An 18,137-nucleotide genomic window follows, 5' to 3' on the forward strand; every position below is an offset into this window, starting at 1 on the left:
CAACTTCCATAGCCATTAAATTCTTGTAATAACGTAAAAATGATCACTTTTCATGCAGGTAATTTGGTTTTTTTCCGTTCAAACATTCATATTAGAGTTCCAAACCGATATAATCAGCTGGATTTTCTACTGCAAACTGGACCACGACAATCCGCCAGACTATTTTAAGTCATCGGCTGGATGTGGATATAGGACTATAATGACTACAGCTTCATCTTTTGAAAAAGACGAACTATTAAAATGCGGCCACGGTGAAATGTTTGGTGCAGGCAATGCCCAGCTTCCTGTCGGCAATATGCTTATGATGGATCGCATTACTCACATCTCGACTGAAGGCGGGGTATATGGCAAAGGCGAAATTATTGCTGAGCTAGACATCAATCCCGACCTATGGTTTTTCGAGTGTCACTTTCCTGGCGATCCAGTTATGCCTGGTTGCCTTGGCTTAGACGCGATGTGGCAGCTAGTAGGATTTTTTCTAGGTTGGAAAGGAAATAAAGGTCGCGGGCGAGCACTCGGTTCTGGCGAGGTGAAATTCACTGGACAAATCCTTCCAACAGCGAAAAAAGTTACCTTCCATATTAACCTTAAGCGTGTAATTGAACGTAAGTTAGTGATGGGGATTGCAGACGGAAGTGTTAAAGTTGATGGTCGTGAAATTTACACCGCAAAAGATTTGCGTGTAGGCTTATTCACTTCAACTGATAACTTCTAAAGATTAAGAATGAAAGAGGCACATTTATGCGTCGTGTAGTAGTAACAGGTCTTGGCATTGTCAGCTGCCTAGGTAATGACAAAGAGAGCGTTCTAAACTCCTTGCGCGAGGGCCAATCTGGTATTCGTTTCGCTGAAGATTACAAAGAACACGGCTTTCGTAGCCACGTTTGTGGTCGTATTGATTTAGATGCAGAAAGTATTGATCGTAAGATCCGCCGCTTCATGGGCGATGCCGCAACTTACGCTTACGTCTCTATGCAACAAGCTATTTTAGATTCAGGCTTAACAGAAGACCAAGTATCCAATATTCGCACAGGCCTAGTTGCAGGATCTGGTGGCGCATCAGCTAAAAATCTTGTTGATTCAGCAGATACACTTCGCGAGAAAGGTGTTAAACGTGTTGGACCATACCGAGTAACCCAAACTATGGGCAGCACGGTTTCTGCTTGTTTAGCAACCCCTTTTAAAATTAAAGGTGTTAACTATTCCATCACGTCTGCATGCTCTACCAGTGCCCACTGTATCGGTAATGCCATGGAGCTAATCCAACTTGGCAAACAAGATATCGTTTTTGCAGGTGGCGGCGAAGAAGAAAGCTGGACTCAAACTTGTATGTTTGACGCAATGGGCGCTCTATCTTCTAAGTACAATGAAACTCCTGAGAAGGCTTCTCGTGCTTACGATGCCAACCGTGATGGTTTTGTTATTGCTGGCGGTGGCGGTATGCTAGTTATAGAAGAACTAGAACACGCTAAAGCTCGTGGTGCAAAAATCTACGCTGAACTAGTAGGTTACGGTGCAACATCTGATGGCTACGATATGGTAGCCCCTTCTGGTGAGGGCGCAGTGCGCTGCATGCAGATGGCTATGAGCACAATTGATGGCGATATTGATTACATCAACACTCATGGCACAAGTACACCTGCTGGTGATATGAAAGAGCTACAAGCTGTCAACGAGACTTTCGGTGACAACATCCCATTGATTAGCTCTACAAAATCCCTTTCAGGTCACTCTTTGGGTGCTGCGGGTGTTCATGAAGCGATCTACTGCTTGCTAATGATGGAGAATAACTTCATCGCTGCGTCTGCAAACATTGATGAGCTTGATCCAGCCGCAGGAAACATTCCAGTGGTAACAACTCGTAAAGACAATGTAGATCTAAACATGATCATGTCTAATAGCTTTGGATTTGGTGGCACTAACGCCAGCTTAGTATTCAAAAAATACACAGCGTAAATAATCTTTAGCGACAAAAAAGCCGCATAAATGATGCGGCTTTTTTATGCTTTCAATTTGCCATGCAACCGAGCTAAAACAGAAAGTCATTTCCTTTCGGGAGTTTCGCCATTTCAGCTCGCATCCAAACATCCATTTCTTCATGTAATGCTGAGGTTTTCTTGCCCTCAGACTCAATAATAGGCCCAATAACAACACGGATAGATCCCGGAAACTTGCGCCAGCGCTTACCAGGCCAAGTATAACCAGCATTGTGTACCACAGGCAAAATAGGCACACCTGCAGATGTTGCTAACATAGCAGCGCCTTTGTTGAAGGCTTGCTCTTCATTAGGTGCGATTCGCGTGCCTTCAGGAAAAATCAGCACCGAACGGCCATCATCTAAACGCTCTTTACCCTGACTGATAATTTGCTTCAGAGCATTAGTACGCTGAGAGCGGTCAATTGCTATGGGCTGCACCATACGCAATCCCCAGCCAAAGAAAGGCACTGACAAAAGCTCTTTCTTTAAAACTGTTGAAACAGGTGCCATCAACACTTGCAGTACGTAGGTTTCCCATTCGCTCTGATGGTTTGCCACCAGCACAACAGGACGATTTTTGTTGATATGTTCTAAACCAACAATCTCAACTTTCACACCACAAAAAATACGAAAGACAAATAACAAACCTTTGTTATGTAGGTTCAAGACTGGCTGACGATAATTCTTTGGCAACAGAATCGTTGCAAAAGGCGCAAGAATACCAAATATAATGGTGGATACCGTATAGTAAATGGCGAATATTGTTGAGCCGATCCAAGATCTTAATGACGCCCACATGCTCATTGACAGCTTACTCCCCATGACTATTTATTCAGATATTTTTGCTGTTGCTGCAATGGATTTGCATACATTGCCAACACAGTTTCTTTTAAGTTTTCAGGACAACGCTCAAGATAACTTGAGAATGCACTATCGGTTGAAGGCAAGCCTTGCTGCAACGCAAGCGCAGCTTCATTGGTAGACTGAATAGCATAGTTAGTAATGATCTGACGATCTACTTCGGCTACAAATTCTTCAGGCGTTTCAAAACCATCTTTTATGACATCACCAAAAGTCACTACAACCTTGCCTTTCTGACCAACAATGCCATTTTTAATACTGTCGATGTCTTCAAACTCAGCTTTTTCATAATTACCTGTTGTTGATTTCTGATGCAGCTCACGGGCTTTATCAAAAGCACAAGGATCATATTCATAAGCAATTGAGACAGGTACAATTTTCAAGTTCGCCATGGCATCAGAGAAAGGTACTTTTTCTTTTTTCTGACTCATAAAGAACATTTTTATGATCGCAGGATCTGTCTGATCCAAGCCATCTTTCGCACGCCCTTCTTTTTGAGCTATCCAGATATTAGCTTGGTCTTTCGTCAATGATTCAGTGATATAAGCAGACAGTTGACCAAAAGCCGCCATCATTTCTCGAATACCATTTGCTGAGCGCTTCACAATAAAGCTTTTATTAAGGCGCATGAGATCAGACACAAAAGGTCGACGCAATAAATTGTCCCCTATAGCGATTCGCACCGTATTCAATTCTGCCAAATACAAGCCATAGTTAACAAAAGCTGGGTCCATGGCGATATCTCTATGATTCGACAAAAACAAATAGCCAACACCTTTTTCTAACTTTTCGATCCCTCGGTATTCAACATTCGTTGTCGTGGTTTTTATCATACGCTCCATGTAGCTTGCGACACGCATTTGGAACTCATGAACATTCGAAATATTAGTAATTTGACGTTTCAGCGCCAGCTTGACACAAAACGCCAATGGCACCTTAAGAAATTTAGGCCATTGAGCAAAGCGAAAACCAATAATAGTATTAATAAAATCTGGCATTTCGACCAGATTGTTCAACACCTCGGCGACCTCATCGTCGTTGTAGGGGCGTATATCGTGAAACTGATCCATTTAATTTTCCGTCAGTAAAAACTGTTTTGATTTTTATTATAAAAATATTTTTAAAGGCTTTGAATATCAAACCCTAACGCTTCTAGTTCCGCACGTTTTGACGTTGACGTTACCACAGCAACATTTTCGTTTTCTTTCGTTAGATAAGTCTTAGCGACTTGCTTCAACTGCTCAAGTGTTACCGCCAAGATCTTCGCGCGAAATGCTTCTCTATAGGCCAAACTACGACCGTGCAGATGCACATAGAAATCGCTTTGTGCTTCTCCTGCAGGAGAACCGGGTTTATCCATCGAACCAATCACACCCAAAATGGCTTCTTCTAGCGCATCATCAGTGTGTGCTTCATTTAGCATCCACTCAATTGAAGCATCAAAATCGGACAAGGTTTCAGTCAAACGAGGATCACGATAAGAGTAGAAGCGGAACGAGCCCGTGCTACCATCAAACGTCGCACCGCCACCGTAAGCACCGCCTTGCTCGCGAATCACACGATGTAAGAAACCATTACGTAAGAAGCCACCCAACACAGTCAAGGCAGCAACATCAGGATGTTCGCCAAATACCGTACGGAAGGCTTTACTGCAGAAACTCACCTGAGTTGATGTCAACCAAGCAACATTCACTTTCGAGTCAACTGGCGCCATAGAAAACTTAGTTTGCACACCGCCAGCAGACAAGTCGGCAAAAACAGCCTGAACCTCGTTCAATACACTTGCTTCATGCTGAGGCTCTGCCACCAATAAAAGCTGCTTGTTCGCTTGTAGTAATTTTTCATGCAAACGTTTAAAAATAGCCAAGACATTTTCGGCTGTTTTACTATCTGCTTTCATGGCATCGTCCAATGCAATAGCTGAACGAATGCCTGACATGCCACTCCATTTTTCTTGCTGCGCCGCAAGACCAGAAATCGCACTTGAAGCCGCCGTCATAGCAAGCGAGTGACCTTGACCAGTAATAGATTGTTCGCGACGAGCACGACGTTGAGCCACCAGCTCTTTCACTCGATTTGCTTCATCAAAGCGTACATTAAGCATAGTGTCTTTCAAAAGTTCGCTCATGGCTTTAACATTTGGCACCAAGGCTTTAGAGGACAAGATGAAGTAGCCATTTAGTTCTTGGCGATCTTCAATCGTAGCGCGAATCGAATTAGAAGCACCTAATCCACCACAAACTTGGGCTTGACGCTCCTGAACAACAAGGTAATCGTTTTCACCAATACCTAGCTCAGTCATCATTGAAGAAAACAAAGGCAAGTACTCGATTTCCTCTTCGTCTAGCTCTGGTAGATCAATCACCAACTGCTGATAAACCAAGCCATTTGTGCCTTGTGGGTAAAAAGTAATCGGTAAATTACCTGCCACTTTTTCATTTTCATATTCTGGCAAACGTGCAGGCACATCTTCTAAGCCAACTTTTGGCAAAATGCTCATGTCGTCAACTTGGGATTGACGCGTTTTCAAGGCCGCGCTGCGAGCAATGATCTGTTGCTTCTCGGCATCGGACAAGGCCGCTTTGATCTGACTCAATCGGTCTTTTTCCGCCTGATTACGACGCGCTTCAAGTGCATCATCAGGACTTAATGTTAGCGTTACTCTGTGCGCATTCGTTAGCAGCAAGTTTTTGATCAAGTTAGGAATATATTGCTGATCCTGAACTTTCTCACGCATTGCATTGATAACAGGATCAAGATCAAGCTGAGCGATCACATCACCCGCATGAACCGCGGTCGACAAGCCAGCCAAAATCAACTGCAAACCATAAGGGTAGCTGCCGCCGCCGACTTCACGCTGGCTCAATTCCAATTGGTGCAACATGGCATCAACCATATCTTGTGGCACGCCTTTTTCAGCAATGCTCTCTAGAGTCGACAAGACTAAAGCTTCAACTTTCGGTGCGTCTTCTCGTTTTACACCTTCCAATCCGCACATGAAGCTCATTTCTTTATTGCTGTCTTCAAGGCCACACATTGGCGATGGCGCACGACCAAGATCACTGTTTTCTAATACTCGTAATAAAGGCGATGCGCTGTTATCTAGCAAAACGCTAGACAGCAATTGCGCTTCGAACTGTTGATTTAGATCGGTACTTTCACCTAACAACCAACCGACAACCACGTGGCTGCCATCTTCTTTCACTTCATCTGCCGCGTAGCCTTCTTCCACTCGTACTGGCGAGAAATAACGCTTGGCGTTCGGCACACTAACTTGCTCTTCTAAGCGCTCAAAACGGCTTAGTACTTTCTCTTCGAATTCAGCTTGTAATGTTTCAGCTGGGATATCGCCAAACGTCATAAATACTGCATTCGAAGGATGGTAATGCGTGCGATAAAACGACAATAAATCTTGGTAAGATAAATCTGGGATATCCGTGGGCTCGCCACCGGAATTGAAATGATAGGTATTGTTTGGGAACAGATATTTAGTTAGCGTTTGCCACAACACCGACGTCGTTGAACTCATCGCACCTTTCATCTCATTGAATACAACGCCTTTGAACGTCAATTCTGACTCAGCATTATCTGGCTCGGCGAATTCTAAGCGATGACCTTCCTGAGAAAAATCCAATTCATCAAGACGCGAGAAAAACACTGCATCCAAATACACGCCTAAAAGGTTATGGAAGTCTTTCTTATTCTTACTGGCAAATGGATAAGCCGTCCAATCAGAAGACGTAAACGCGTTCATAAAGGTATTCAACGAACGACGAATCATCATGAAGAAAGGGTCACGCACAGGGAAACGCTCGGAACCACACAATACCGTGTGTTCAAGGATATGCGCGACGCCACAAGAATCCGTCGGAACGGTTTTTAGGCCGACTAAGAATACATTTTCGTCATTCTCAGACGCGATATGAAAATGTTTAGCTCCCGTGACTGTGTGCTCAAACTCTTGAACAGTAACATTCAGAGCATCGATAAACTCACTGCGAAGAAACGTAAACGCAGGATGGTGCGCGGTGCTATTTGCCATTCTCTACCTCGATAAAATTAGAATACGATAAATACAATGTTTTGGGGCAGCTTGGATACATTCAAGATAACATAAGTCCAAGACAGCAAAGTGGCGGAATTATAGCAAAAACATGGCTTTTACTGCACGAACTAACGTGAATACTCCCATCTAAGACGAAACAAAGCATTAACGCTTTTGATGTTTTTCCCAATCGTCCAAGCGTACTTTTTCCGTCTTTTTAAACAACACATACACAGCACCCAAACCACCATGGTGTCGCTGCGCGCTATGAAACGCCATAACAGCATCAAGCTCTCTCAACCATTTATTAATATGGCTTTTAATCATAGCTTGGCTATCAGGGTCTGGCGTGCGATCCCCTTTACCATGCACAACAATAGCGACTCGAATATCGTTACGCATGCAGTCATCAACAAATTGATACACCTGTTCTCGCGCTTGAGCCACGGTATGCCTATGCAGATCTAAACGTGCATCAATGCCATACTTACCTTGTCTCAGGCGCTTAAAAACACCGTCTTGCACGCCAGAGCGCTTATATTCGAGCACATCATTGGGCTCAACTTTTTCAACATAGTCTTGCGACAAATGATTTCTGTCCGCCTCTTTAGCGATCAACGCCGCCTTTTGGCGAGCTGAAAAGTCGACCTGAGGACCCTTCTTACCCAGATACACTTCGCTTTTTTTAAGTGGCTTAATACCCGCCACCTCTTGAGCGAACAAAGACGTTTCATCTTCGTCGTTCACAGCCTAAACCCTCTATGACTTACTCATCTTATTTAGCACACCACTATAGAACAATAAAGGCCCCTAAACAGGAGCCTTTACTTATTTCAACACAGACAGACCAAAGGTCCTACGCATTTCTTAGAACGGAATATCGTCGTCGAAATCGTCAAAGTTTGGCGCTTGTTGAGGCTTTGGCTCTGGCGCTGGTGCACGTTGAGGGGCTGGCTGTGGCGCACGTTGTTGTGGTGCTGCTTGAGCCGGAGCTTGCTGTGGTGCATTACCCCAGCTTCCAAAAGACTGTGGTGCTGCTTGTTGTGGAGCGGCCTGCTGAGGCGCTGCTTGATGTGCTGGCGCTTGGTAGCCACCTTGAAGTTGATTAAAGCCACCTTGAGGTGCATGCTGCTGTGGAGCCTGTTGCGCTGGCGCTTGGCCATATCCGCCTTGTTGAGGAGCAGACTGTTGTGGCGCACTGCCATAACCGCCGCCTTGACCACCTTGCATTGAGTCGTAACTACCGCCTTGCTGCCCAGCATTATCGCCACGGCCATCCAGCAATTGCATTTCGTTCGCTACGATTTCAGTCGTGTAGCGTTTGATGCCGTCTTTTTCCCACTCACGAGTACGCAATGAACCTTCTACGTAAACTTTAGAACCTTTCTTAATAAAATCGCCTGCGATTTGACCAAGACGGAAATTACCACGATCCATAAAAGCCACACGGTGCCATTCCGTACGCTCTTGCATTTGACCAGTTTGCTTGTCGCGCCAGCTTTCTGTTGTTGCTAAGTTAACGTTTGCAACCGCTGCACCAGATGGCATGAAACGCACTTCGGCATCGTTGCCTGCGTTACCAATCAAAATTACTTTGTTTATTCCACGTGCCATGACGTTCTTCTCCAACTAAAAGATAGAATAGTGTTTTACTTAAAGACGCACTTGCGGTGCCAGACGCACCAGAGCATCTTTGTCTAATATTTTTTTATCGACTTTCAGATAAGCGGTTTGCTCATCTTTAAAAATTTGCATACCTTCCACTCCTTGGATTTCTGCAAGTTGATCCGCCAACTTCGTTACTTCTTCATCTGTCATATTGGGCAGGCTAAACGCCAGACTACTTAACTGACGAGGTGCAGGCTGGATGGCACAAACAAGTGACCAAGCCAAAAACACCACGCCGACAACCCAAAAGACGCCACTGCTTGAATGATGCTGGAGCAGCCAACCGCCACCAACGCCACCCAAAAATGATCCCATAAATTGATGGGTAGAAAACACGCCCATCGCTGTGCCGCGATAACCAACTGGCGCTAACTTGCTAATAAGAGATGGCAACACAGCTTCCAGTGAGTTAAAGCCTACAAAATAAGCCCATAACAGCACCCCAAACACCCAAAGGTAAGGAGCCCATTGCAGCAATATCGAGCTTAAACCCAACAAAATCATCACGGCGATTAACACGCCTTTTGTCTTACCTTTTGATTCGGCAATAATCACCAATGGTAACATACCTGCGAAGGCAAAACCCATGATGGCTAAGTATAGCCAGCTATGTTGTGACAAGGGTAAATCAAACTGCTGAATCAACAAATTCGGCACGGTAACAAACAAAGCAGTTAGGCTCGCGTGCAACAACAAAACACTCACATTCAAGAACCGTAGTCTTGAATCTTTTAAGACCAAGCCTAACGCCAAAAGACTCGGTGTCGTATCGCGCCGAAAAGTGTGCTGGACGATATTCGGCACAGCAAAAATGATCAAGACTATTCCCAGTAAAGATAGAGCAAAGGATAGATAAAACAGACCTGAAAGCCCGACTAAGGCAAAAATCCAAGGCCCTAATACCAAAGACAGCATAAACGAGGCACCAATACTAATACCAACAATCGCCATGGCTTTAGTTCGATTTTGCTCTCTAGTTACATCACTCAATAGCGCCATCAAGGTACTGGCAATAGCACCAGCGCCCTGAACCGCGCGCCCAACAATCAATGTATTGATATCGCTCGCATTGGCACAGATCAAACTACCTACAGCAAACAATAGCAGCCCAATAACAATGACGCGTTTACGGCCAATTTTATCTGACCACATGCCCATCGGAATCTGTAAGCTCGCCTGAGTCAGACCATAAATACCGATAGCAGTACCAATCAACGCGGCGTCCGCTCCGGTCAACCCATCAGCGGCCACGCTGATGACAGGCATAATAAGGAATAAGCCTAACATTCTAAATAAATAGATCAGCGCTAAAGCAAGAACTGAACGACGTTCGAGTAGATCCATAAGGAGGTTTCAACCGTTTAACTTAGGTGGTTAAGAAAAAGATTGTCAATTTTACAAAAAATACCGTTGAAGCTCCATTTCAACTACTGTAAAAATAGACAGTTATTTAATTTACTGGCAGATTTCTTTCTGTTGATCGACTTCACATTGGAGAATCATGGATACCATTACCATACGCGGGGCCCGCACACACAATCTAAAAAATGTGGACCTAGACATCCCAAGAGACAAACTTGTGGTGATTACTGGCCTATCCGGCTCAGGTAAATCCTCTCTCGCTTTTGATACTTTGTACGCCGAAGGACAACGACGCTATGTAGAATCCCTTTCGACATACGCTAGACAATTTTTGTCCATGATGGAAAAGCCAGACATAGACCACATTGAAGGCCTTTCTCCTGCTATCTCTATCGAGCAAAAATCAACCTCTCACAACCCACGATCAACAGTCGGTACAATAACAGAAATCTACGATTATCTACGATTGTTATTTGCCCGTGCAGGACAACCTCGCTGCCCAGATCATGGAGAGCCACTAGAGGCGCAAACCATATCACAAATGGTCGATAAAGTTATATCGCTACCAGAAGAAACTAAGATGATGCTGCTTGCACCGATCGTCAAGGATCGAAAAGGTGAGCACTTACATACCATCAGTGACTTACTTTCAAAAGGCTTTATTCGCGCGCGAATCGATGGCATCGTCGTCGACCTAGATGATGCTCCAGCATTAGAAAAAAACAAGAAGCACACAATCGAAGTCGTCATTGACCGTTTTAAAGTTCGTTCTGATCTACAGCTTCGCTTGGCAGAATCCTTTGAAACATGCCTTGGTTTATCCGACGGGATCGCCAAAGTCATCAATATGGATGACGAGCAAGAAGAATACATTTTCTCTAGTAAATTCGCCTGTCCGGTTTGTGGTTACAGCTTAACGGAATTAGAGCCACGCCTTTTCTCCTTTAACAACCCAAACGGCGCTTGTCAGACATGTGACGGATTGGGCACTCATCAGATGTTTGATCCTGATCGAATCATTCAAGATGAAACTCTGACGCTTGCTGAAGGTGCAATCCGAGGCTGGGGTCGACGTAGTATTTTTTACTACCAGCAACTTAGTGCCTTGGCAAAACACTATGGCTTCGACATAGAATCGAAATATAAAGATATCCCTAGCGATTTCAAAAAACGCATCTTGCAAGGCTCAGGTAAAGACAAGATAGATTTCATCTACATCAATGAACGTGGCGATAAAATGACACGCTCTCATTCATTTGAAGGTGTCATCCCAAATTTACAACGTCGCTATCACGAAACAGAATCTGACAGCGTGCGTGATGACCTTTCACAGTACATCAGCATCCAACCTTGCCCAGACTGTCATGGCTCTCGACTCAATCGATCCGCTCGCAACGTCTTTATAGCTGAGCAAACATTGCCAGAAGTTGTGACCTATCCAATCGCTGAATGTTTGAAGTACTTTGAAACACTTGAACTTCCTGGGTCACGTGGAGAGATCGCCTCTAAAATTCTTAAAGAGATTCGTGACCGATTAACCTTCTTGGTAAACGTTGGCTTGGAATATCTGACACTCGACCGAAAAGCCGACTCGCTATCTGGAGGCGAGGCACAACGAATCCGACTTGCTAGTCAAATTGGTGCCGGTTTAGTAGGGGTTATGTATATCCTTGATGAGCCGTCTATTGGTTTGCATCAACGCGATAACGAAAGACTGATAGCAACACTGACCAGACTAAGAGACCTAGGCAATACTGTCATTGTCGTTGAACACGATGAAGACGCCATTCGTATCGCCGACTTTGTTGTCGACATTGGCCCTGGCGCCGGCATTCACGGTGGCGAAATTATCGCCAGCGGCACACCACAAGACATAATGGATTGCCCTGAATCCATTACAGGACAGTTTCTAACGGGCAAACGAAAAATTGAAATCCCAGCCATTCGCCATCAAGCCAAGGACAAACAATTCCTTAAGTTAATCGGCGCAACAGGCAACAATCTAAATACTGTTGACCTTAAGATCCCTGTCGGCGTAATGACTTGTATCACTGGCGTTTCTGGATCTGGTAAATCGACATTAATAAACGGTACTTTGTACCCACTTGCCGCTACAGCACTTAATGGCGCAACCACACTTAAAGCGGCACCCCATGAACGTATTGAAGGTTTAGATTTATTTGATAAGTGTGTGGATATCGATCAAAGCCCTATCGGTCGTACGCCAAGATCAAACCCTGCAACCTACACGGGTATTTTCACTCCGATGAGAGAGCTATTCTCAGCAACACAAGAATCTCGCTCACGAGGCTATAAACCAGGTCGATTCAGCTTTAACGTGAAAGGTGGACGCTGTGAAGCCTGCCAAGGTGATGGAGTAATCAAGGTAGAAATGCACTTTCTTCCAGATATCTACGTACCTTGTGATACCTGTAAAGGCAAACGCTACAATCGCGAGACGTTAGAGATCCATTACAAAGGCAAAAACATTCACCAATGTCTAGAAATGACGATTGAAGACGCTCGAGAGTTCTTTGATCCAGTCCCATCTATCGCAAGAAAACTACAGACTCTAATCGATGTTGGTTTGGGTTATATTCGGCTTGGACAAGCAGCCACAACGCTTTCTGGCGGCGAAGCACAACGAGTTAAATTAGCGAAAGAGCTGTCTAAACGTGACACAGGTACAACGCTATACATTCTTGATGAGCCGACAACAGGCCTGCACTTTGCCGATATAGAACAGCTACTAAAAGTTCTTCATCGCCTAAGAGATCATGGAAATACCGTCGTTGTTATTGAGCATAACCTTGATGTGATAAAAACCGCTGACTGGATCGTAGATTTAGGTCCCGAAGGTGGTAGCGGCGGAGGATACATAGTCGCTGAAGGTACACCTGAGGATATCGCTAAAGCAGAGAAGTCTCATACTGGGCGATTCTTAAAACAAATGCTTAACTAGTATTTCATAGATAAATAAAAACACCCGATGAATCTATACTTCATCGGGTGTTTTTTTGCGCCTAAATATCCGCTAAATTTTTAGCAAAAAAAAGCCGAGCTATTAGCTCGGCTTTTTATTACAAACTGATATTACTCAGCGGCTTCTGCAACTGGACGATCGACCAATTCAACATAAGCCATAGGTGCGTTGTCACCTGAGCGGAAGCCACATTTAAGAATGCGAACATAACCACCAGGACGAGCTTGGTAACGAGGACCAAGTTCAGTGAACAATTTACCTACTGCATCTTTGCTACGAGTACGAGCAAAGGCAAGGCGACGATTCGCAACAGAATCAACTTTCGCCAATGTTATCAACGGCTCAGCAACACGACGTAGTTCTTTAGCTTTCGGCAACGTAGTTTTAATAACTTCGTGTTCGAACAAAGAGGCAGCCATGTTTTTAAACATCGCTTTACGATGTGAGCTAGTACGGTTTAAGTGACGTCCACTCTTACGATGACGCATTTTACATTCCTTACCAAACTACGGTGGTCAGGGAACAATGACCTAGCGAGCTAGAACTTTGCTATCGTCTTTCAAACTAGCCGGTGGCCAATTCTCTAAACGCATTCCCAAAGACAAACCACGCTGTGCTAAAACATCTTTGATTTCAGTTAACGACTTCTTACCTAGGTTAGGCGTCTTAAGAAGCTCAACCTCAGTACGTTGAATCAAATCACCGATGTAATAAATGTTCTCTGCTTTTAAACAGTTAGCACTGCGAACGGTCAATTCAAGATCATCAACCGGGCGTAGCAAAATTGGATCAATCTCATCCTCTTCTTCTACAACAGGTGCTTCGCTCTCGCTTTCAAGGGCGACGAACACGGCAATTTGCTGTTGTAAAATAGTCGCTGCACGACGAATTGCTTCTTCAGGATCGATAGTACCATTAGATTCGATGTCTAAGACTAACTTATCTAAGTCTGTACGCTGCTCTACACGAGCATTATCGACACTGTACGCAACACGGCGAACAGGGCTGAATGAGGCATCCAGTTGCAAGCGACCGATTGGACGAGTCTCATCGTCGCCAGCAACACGAGCATCAGCAGGCTCATAACCACGGCCACGTGCGACTTTGATCTGCATAGTTAACTCAGCAGTGTCATCTAAGTGCGCAATAATGTGATCCGGGTTAGCGATCTCTGCATCAGCAACCAACTGGATATCTCCAGCTGTTACGATACCAGGACCTTTTTTACTTAGAGTAAGAGTTGCTTCATCTTGCCCGTGTAGAGCGATCGCAACTCCTTTCAGGTTAAGAAGAATTTCAATTACATCTTCTTTAACCCCTTCGATTGCGCTGTATTCGTGTAATACACCGTCGATTTCAACTTCAACAATCGCACAACCTGGCATTGAAGAAAGCAGGATACGGCGCAGTGCGTTACCCAAAGTATGACCAAAACCACGTTCTAGCGGTTGCAGTGTAACTTTAGCGCGACAGTTGCCTAGTTCCTGAACTTCAATGTTGCGTGGGGTTAACAATTCGCTCACTGAACGCTGCATAGATCCACCTATTTCTTAATCCTAATCACCAACTTACTTAGAGTAAAGTTCGACAATTAGGTTCTCATTAATTTCAGCTGATAAATCGGCACGTTCTGGAAGTGCTTTGTAAGTAGCTTCCAGTTTAGTTGAATCAACTTCGATCCAATGGATCGGTGCACGACCTTTAGATAGCTCTAGTGCGCTTTGTACACGCAATTGCTTCTTAGCTTTTTCACGGATAGACACAACGTCACCAGCTTTAACTTGGTAAGACGGAATGTTAACCGTAGCGCCATTAACTAGAATACCTTTATGGCCTACTAGCTGACGAGCTTCTGCACGTGTAGAACCAAAACCTGCGCGATATACAACGTTATCTAAACGTGATTCCAAAAGTTGCAGAAGGTTTTCACCAGTAGCACCTTTAAGACGAGCAGCAGATTTATAGTAATTACGGAATTGTTTTTCAAGAATACCGTACATACGACGTACTTTTTGTTTCTCACGTAGTTGCAAGCCGTATTCAGAAAGGCGACCGCGACGTGCACCGTGCACACCTGGAACCGTTTCTACTTTACATTTCGACTCAAGAGCGCGTGAACCGCTCTTCAATTGCAAGTCGGTACCTTCACGACGAGACAACTTACAAGTTGGACCTATATAACGAGCCATGTATCTGTCTCCTCAATTAAACGCGACGTTTCTTAGGTGGACGGCAACCGTTGTGCGGAATTGGCGTCACATCTGTGATGTTATTGATACGCAAGCCCAATGCATTTAATGCACGAACTGCGGACTCACGACCAGGACCTGGGCCCTTAATCATTACGTCAACGTTTTTAAGGCCGAACTCTTGTGCGACAGTACCGGCACGTTCCGCTGCTACTTGAGCTGCGAAAGGAGTACTTTTACGAGATCCGCGAAAACCAGAACCACCTGCAGTAGCCCAAGACAAAGCATTGCCTTGGCGGTCAGTGATAGTCACGATCGTGTTATTAAATGACGCGTGTACATGAGCAACACCGTCGACGACCGTCTTTTTGACTTTTTTCTTGGTGTTGCGCGTAGCTGGCTTAGCCATATTGCACTTTCCTATTTAATGCTCAGCTCTAGCAAACTTAGTGGCTAGAGCGAAACGCGTTTAAATTACTTACGAATAGGCTTACGAGGGCCTTTTCGTGTACGAGCGTTCGTTTTGGTACGTTGACCACGAACTGGTAGGCTGCGGCGATGACGAATCCCGCGATTACAACCTAGGTCCATCAAACGTTTGATAGACATACTGACTTCACGACGTAAGTCACCCTCTACAGTATACTTAGCAACTTCGCCACGAAGTTCATCAAGGATATCATCACTTAATGAACCAATTTTCGCAGTTTCAGCAACACCCGTAGCAGCGCAAATAGCGCGAGAACGAGTGCGACCAATTCCGAAGATGTAAGTCAGAGAAATGACCGCATGTTTATTGTCAGGAATATTGACACCGGCTATACGAGCCATTCACTTTACTCCGTTGTTATTGATGATTATATGTTAATTCATCACTTTACTATCATGAGGGCGGCTGATTATGCCTATCTTTAGGCCATAAATCAACCACCCTTTCCCATCATCGAGCGAACTCGCTATTAACCTTGACGCTGTTTGTGACGAGGCTCAACGCAAATCACTCGAACTGAACCGTTACGACGAACGATTTTGCAGTTACGACAGATTTTCTTTACAGATGCACGTACTTTCATGTTCAACTCCAACCTACGCTTAACGCATTAGGCCATTTGGACCATAACCAGTCAGATTAGATTTCTTCATTAATGATTCGTATTGCTGACTCATCAAATGACTTTGAACTTGCGACATAAAGTCCATGACAACTACCACTACGATTAACATAGAAGTACCGCCAAAGTAGAATGGAACATTCCACGCAACAACAAAGAACTGAGGCATCAGAGACACTAGAGTGATGTATAAAGCACCAAACAGTGTCAAACGAGTCATTACACCGTCAATATATCGAGCTGTATGATCGCCTGGACGAATACCCGGCAAAAAAGCACCGGATTTTTTCAAGTTATCTGCCACATCTTTAGGGTTGAACACTAGCGCCGTATAGAAGAAGCAAAAGAATACAATTGCTATCGCAAACAACAGCACATAGAGCGGTTGCCCAGGAGCTAGAGCCAAAGAGATATTTTGCAACCATTCCATTCCTTCACCTTGACCGAACCATTGGCCAATCGAAGCTGGGAACAAAAGGATACTTGAAGCGAAAATAGGTGGAATTACACCAGCCATATTCACTTTAAGAGGCAAATGACTCTTTTGTGCAGCAAATACTTTTTTGCCTTGCTGACGCTTAGCATAATTAACCGTTATACGACGTTGACCGCGTTCGATGAAAACAACGAATGCGATAGTCGCAATGGCTAATATACCAATTAGCAACAAAGCTAAAATATTGATATCGCCTTGACGAGCCGACTCAAACGAACGACCTAAAGCAGATGGCAAGCCTGCAACGATACCAGCAAAGATAAGAATGGATATACCATTACCAATCCCTTTTTCAGTAACTTGCTCACCTAACCACATCAAGAAAACAGTACCAGCAACAAGAGTCACAACTGCAACAGCATAGAATTCCATGCCATTACTGAACGAGATCCCTTGACTTGCCAAACCAACCGCCATACTAGCAGATTGGACAAGAGCAAGAAGCACTGTACCGTAACGAGTGTACTGAGTAATCTTGCGACGACCCGCCTCACCCTCTTTCTTTAGCTGCTCTAGCTGCGGGCTCACAACCGTCAATAACTGCATAATAATAGAGGCAGAAATATAGGGCAAAATCCCAAGCGCAAAAATACTCATGCGCTCAAGCGCGCCCCCTGAGAATACGTTAAATAAACTCAGAATAGTGCCTTCATTTTGATCAAACAACGCAGACAATCTGTCAGGATTAATACCTGGAACAGGAATGTGTGCACCGATTCGGTATACAATAATTGCTAGAAATACGAAACGAATACGAGACCAAAGCTCGCTTAATCCGTTTTGCATACCAGCTGGTAGTGAGCCACGCTTTGCCATTTATTCCTCGACTTTTCCGCCAGCTGCTTCAATAGCGGCACGAGCACCTTTAGTCACCTTAAGACCACGAACTGTGATAGCTTTGTCGATTGAACCAGACAAAATCACACGAGCAGTCTTAATTTGATGACCAAGAATGTCGGCGCTTTTAAGAGCAGCCAAATCTACAACTTCAGCATTTACAGCAGCAAGCTCGTTTAAACGAACTTCAGCAACATACTTTGCCTGACGTGAAGTAAAACCGAATTTTGGCAGACGACGCTGCAAAGGCATTTGACCACCTTCAAAACCAGGTTTTACTGAGCCACCAGAACGAGACTTAAGACCTTTATGGCCACGTCCGCCAGTTTTACCCAAGCCGCTACCAATGCCGCGACCAACACGTTTAGGAGCATGTTTGCTACCTTCGCCAGGACGAAGTGTATTTAAGAACATGTTATTCCCCTACCACTTTAACCATATAATAAACTTTATTAACCATGCCACGTACAGAAGGAGTATCTTCCAACTCACGTGTTTGGCCAACTTTACGCAAACCCAAGCCTTTAACAGTTTCACGGTGCTTTGGAAGACGACCGATCGGGCTGCGGGTTAGTTGAACTGTGATGGTATTATTCGCCATGACAC

Annotated in this window: 18 protein-coding genes; 3 read left to right on the plus strand and 15 right to left on the minus strand. The window is 44.5% G+C overall.

What is annotated here, in order from left to right; genetic code table 11:
* The first annotated feature begins 199 nt into the window (after positions 1–199).
* Together fabA and fabB are read left to right on the plus strand one after the other, a co-directional pair.
* Positions 200–715, plus strand: coding sequence for a 3-hydroxyacyl-[acyl-carrier-protein] dehydratase FabA (gene fabA, locus CCS02_RS19350; protein WP_012071901.1), 516 nt, complete (start codon positions 200–202; stop codon positions 713–715).
* Positions 716–741: 26 nt separating this feature from the next.
* On the plus strand, positions 742–1,956 hold the full coding sequence (gene fabB / locus CCS02_RS19355) for a beta-ketoacyl-ACP synthase I (RefSeq protein ID WP_072841805.1): 1,215 nt from the start codon (positions 742–744) through the stop codon (positions 1,954–1,956).
* Positions 1,957–2,029: 73 nt separating this feature from the next.
* Here the strand turns inward: fabB and CCS02_RS19360 are convergent, their stop codons facing one another.
* The 6 genes from CCS02_RS19360 to CCS02_RS19385 form a co-directional block, all read right to left on the minus strand.
* A complete protein-coding gene (locus tag CCS02_RS19360) occupies positions 2,030–2,782 on the minus strand; it encodes a lysophospholipid acyltransferase family protein (protein ID WP_072841807.1) in 753 nt (250 codons plus the stop codon).
* A gap of 20 nt (positions 2,783–2,802) precedes the next feature.
* Positions 2,803–3,909: a 1-acyl-sn-glycerol-3-phosphate acyltransferase gene (locus CCS02_RS19365; protein ID WP_100637471.1), complete on the minus strand. Its 1,107-nt coding sequence runs from the start codon at positions 3,907–3,909 to the stop codon at positions 2,803–2,805.
* 50 nt (positions 3,910–3,959) lie between these two features.
* Positions 3,960–6,881: an insulinase family protein gene (locus tag CCS02_RS19370; protein ID WP_100637472.1), complete on the minus strand. Its 2,922-nt coding sequence runs from the start codon at positions 6,879–6,881 to the stop codon at positions 3,960–3,962.
* Between the two features lie 168 nt (positions 6,882–7,049).
* Complete coding sequence (gene smrA / locus CCS02_RS19375; protein WP_100637473.1) at positions 7,050–7,631, minus strand: DNA endonuclease SmrA; 582 nt, start codon at positions 7,629–7,631, stop codon at positions 7,050–7,052.
* Positions 7,632–7,751: 120 nt separating this feature from the next.
* A complete protein-coding gene (gene ssb / locus CCS02_RS19380) occupies positions 7,752–8,498 on the minus strand; it encodes a single-stranded DNA-binding protein (RefSeq protein WP_100637474.1) in 747 nt (248 codons plus the stop codon).
* A gap of 39 nt (positions 8,499–8,537) precedes the next feature.
* Positions 8,538–9,896 (minus strand): MFS transporter, encoded by a 1,359-nt coding sequence (locus CCS02_RS19385; RefSeq protein WP_100188183.1) that lies wholly within the window; start codon positions 9,894–9,896, stop codon positions 8,538–8,540.
* A 157-nt stretch (positions 9,897–10,053) separates the two neighbouring features.
* Here CCS02_RS19385 and uvrA point away from each other — a divergent pair, with 157 nt between their 5' ends.
* Positions 10,054–12,876: an excinuclease ABC subunit UvrA gene (uvrA, locus tag CCS02_RS19390; RefSeq protein ID WP_072841818.1), complete on the plus strand. Its 2,823-nt coding sequence runs from the start codon at positions 10,054–10,056 to the stop codon at positions 12,874–12,876.
* A 131-nt stretch (positions 12,877–13,007) separates the two neighbouring features.
* Here the strand turns inward: uvrA and rplQ are convergent, their stop codons facing one another.
* The 9 genes from rplQ to rpmD all read right to left on the minus strand — a co-directional run bounded on the left by rplQ (position 13,008) and on the right by rpmD (position 18,132).
* Entirely contained in the window at positions 13,008–13,385 is a 378-nt protein-coding gene (rplQ, locus tag CCS02_RS19395; RefSeq protein ID WP_072841820.1) for a 50S ribosomal protein L17, read from the minus strand.
* 42 nt (positions 13,386–13,427) lie between these two features.
* On the minus strand, positions 13,428–14,432 hold the full coding sequence (locus CCS02_RS19400; RefSeq protein ID WP_012071911.1) for a DNA-directed RNA polymerase subunit alpha: 1,005 nt from the start codon (positions 14,430–14,432) through the stop codon (positions 13,428–13,430).
* A 33-nt stretch (positions 14,433–14,465) separates the two neighbouring features.
* A complete protein-coding gene (gene rpsD / locus CCS02_RS19405; RefSeq protein ID WP_012071912.1) occupies positions 14,466–15,086 on the minus strand; it encodes a 30S ribosomal protein S4 in 621 nt (206 codons plus the stop codon).
* A gap of 16 nt (positions 15,087–15,102) precedes the next feature.
* Positions 15,103–15,495, minus strand: coding sequence for a 30S ribosomal protein S11 (gene rpsK, locus CCS02_RS19410; RefSeq protein WP_012071913.1), 393 nt, complete (start codon positions 15,493–15,495; stop codon positions 15,103–15,105).
* A 65-nt stretch (positions 15,496–15,560) separates the two neighbouring features.
* A complete protein-coding gene (gene rpsM / locus CCS02_RS19415) occupies positions 15,561–15,917 on the minus strand; it encodes a 30S ribosomal protein S13 (protein ID WP_013797821.1) in 357 nt (118 codons plus the stop codon).
* Positions 15,918–16,045: 128 nt separating this feature from the next.
* Entirely contained in the window at positions 16,046–16,159 is a 114-nt protein-coding gene (gene rpmJ / locus CCS02_RS19420; protein ID WP_012071915.1) for a 50S ribosomal protein L36, read from the minus strand.
* A gap of 19 nt (positions 16,160–16,178) precedes the next feature.
* Positions 16,179–17,510 (minus strand): preprotein translocase subunit SecY, encoded by a 1,332-nt coding sequence (secY, locus tag CCS02_RS19425; protein ID WP_100188181.1) that lies wholly within the window; start codon positions 17,508–17,510, stop codon positions 16,179–16,181.
* Entirely contained in the window at positions 17,511–17,945 is a 435-nt protein-coding gene (gene rplO, locus CCS02_RS19430) for a 50S ribosomal protein L15 (protein ID WP_100637475.1), read from the minus strand.
* 1 nt (position 17,946) lies between these two features.
* A complete protein-coding gene (gene rpmD / locus CCS02_RS19435) occupies positions 17,947–18,132 on the minus strand; it encodes a 50S ribosomal protein L30 (RefSeq protein WP_012071918.1) in 186 nt (61 codons plus the stop codon).
* Positions 18,133–18,137: the final 5 nt, after the last annotated feature.

Source organism: Marinomonas sp. ef1 (genome assembly GCF_002806845.1).
GTDB lineage: Bacteria > Pseudomonadota > Gammaproteobacteria > Pseudomonadales > Marinomonadaceae > Marinomonas > Marinomonas polaris.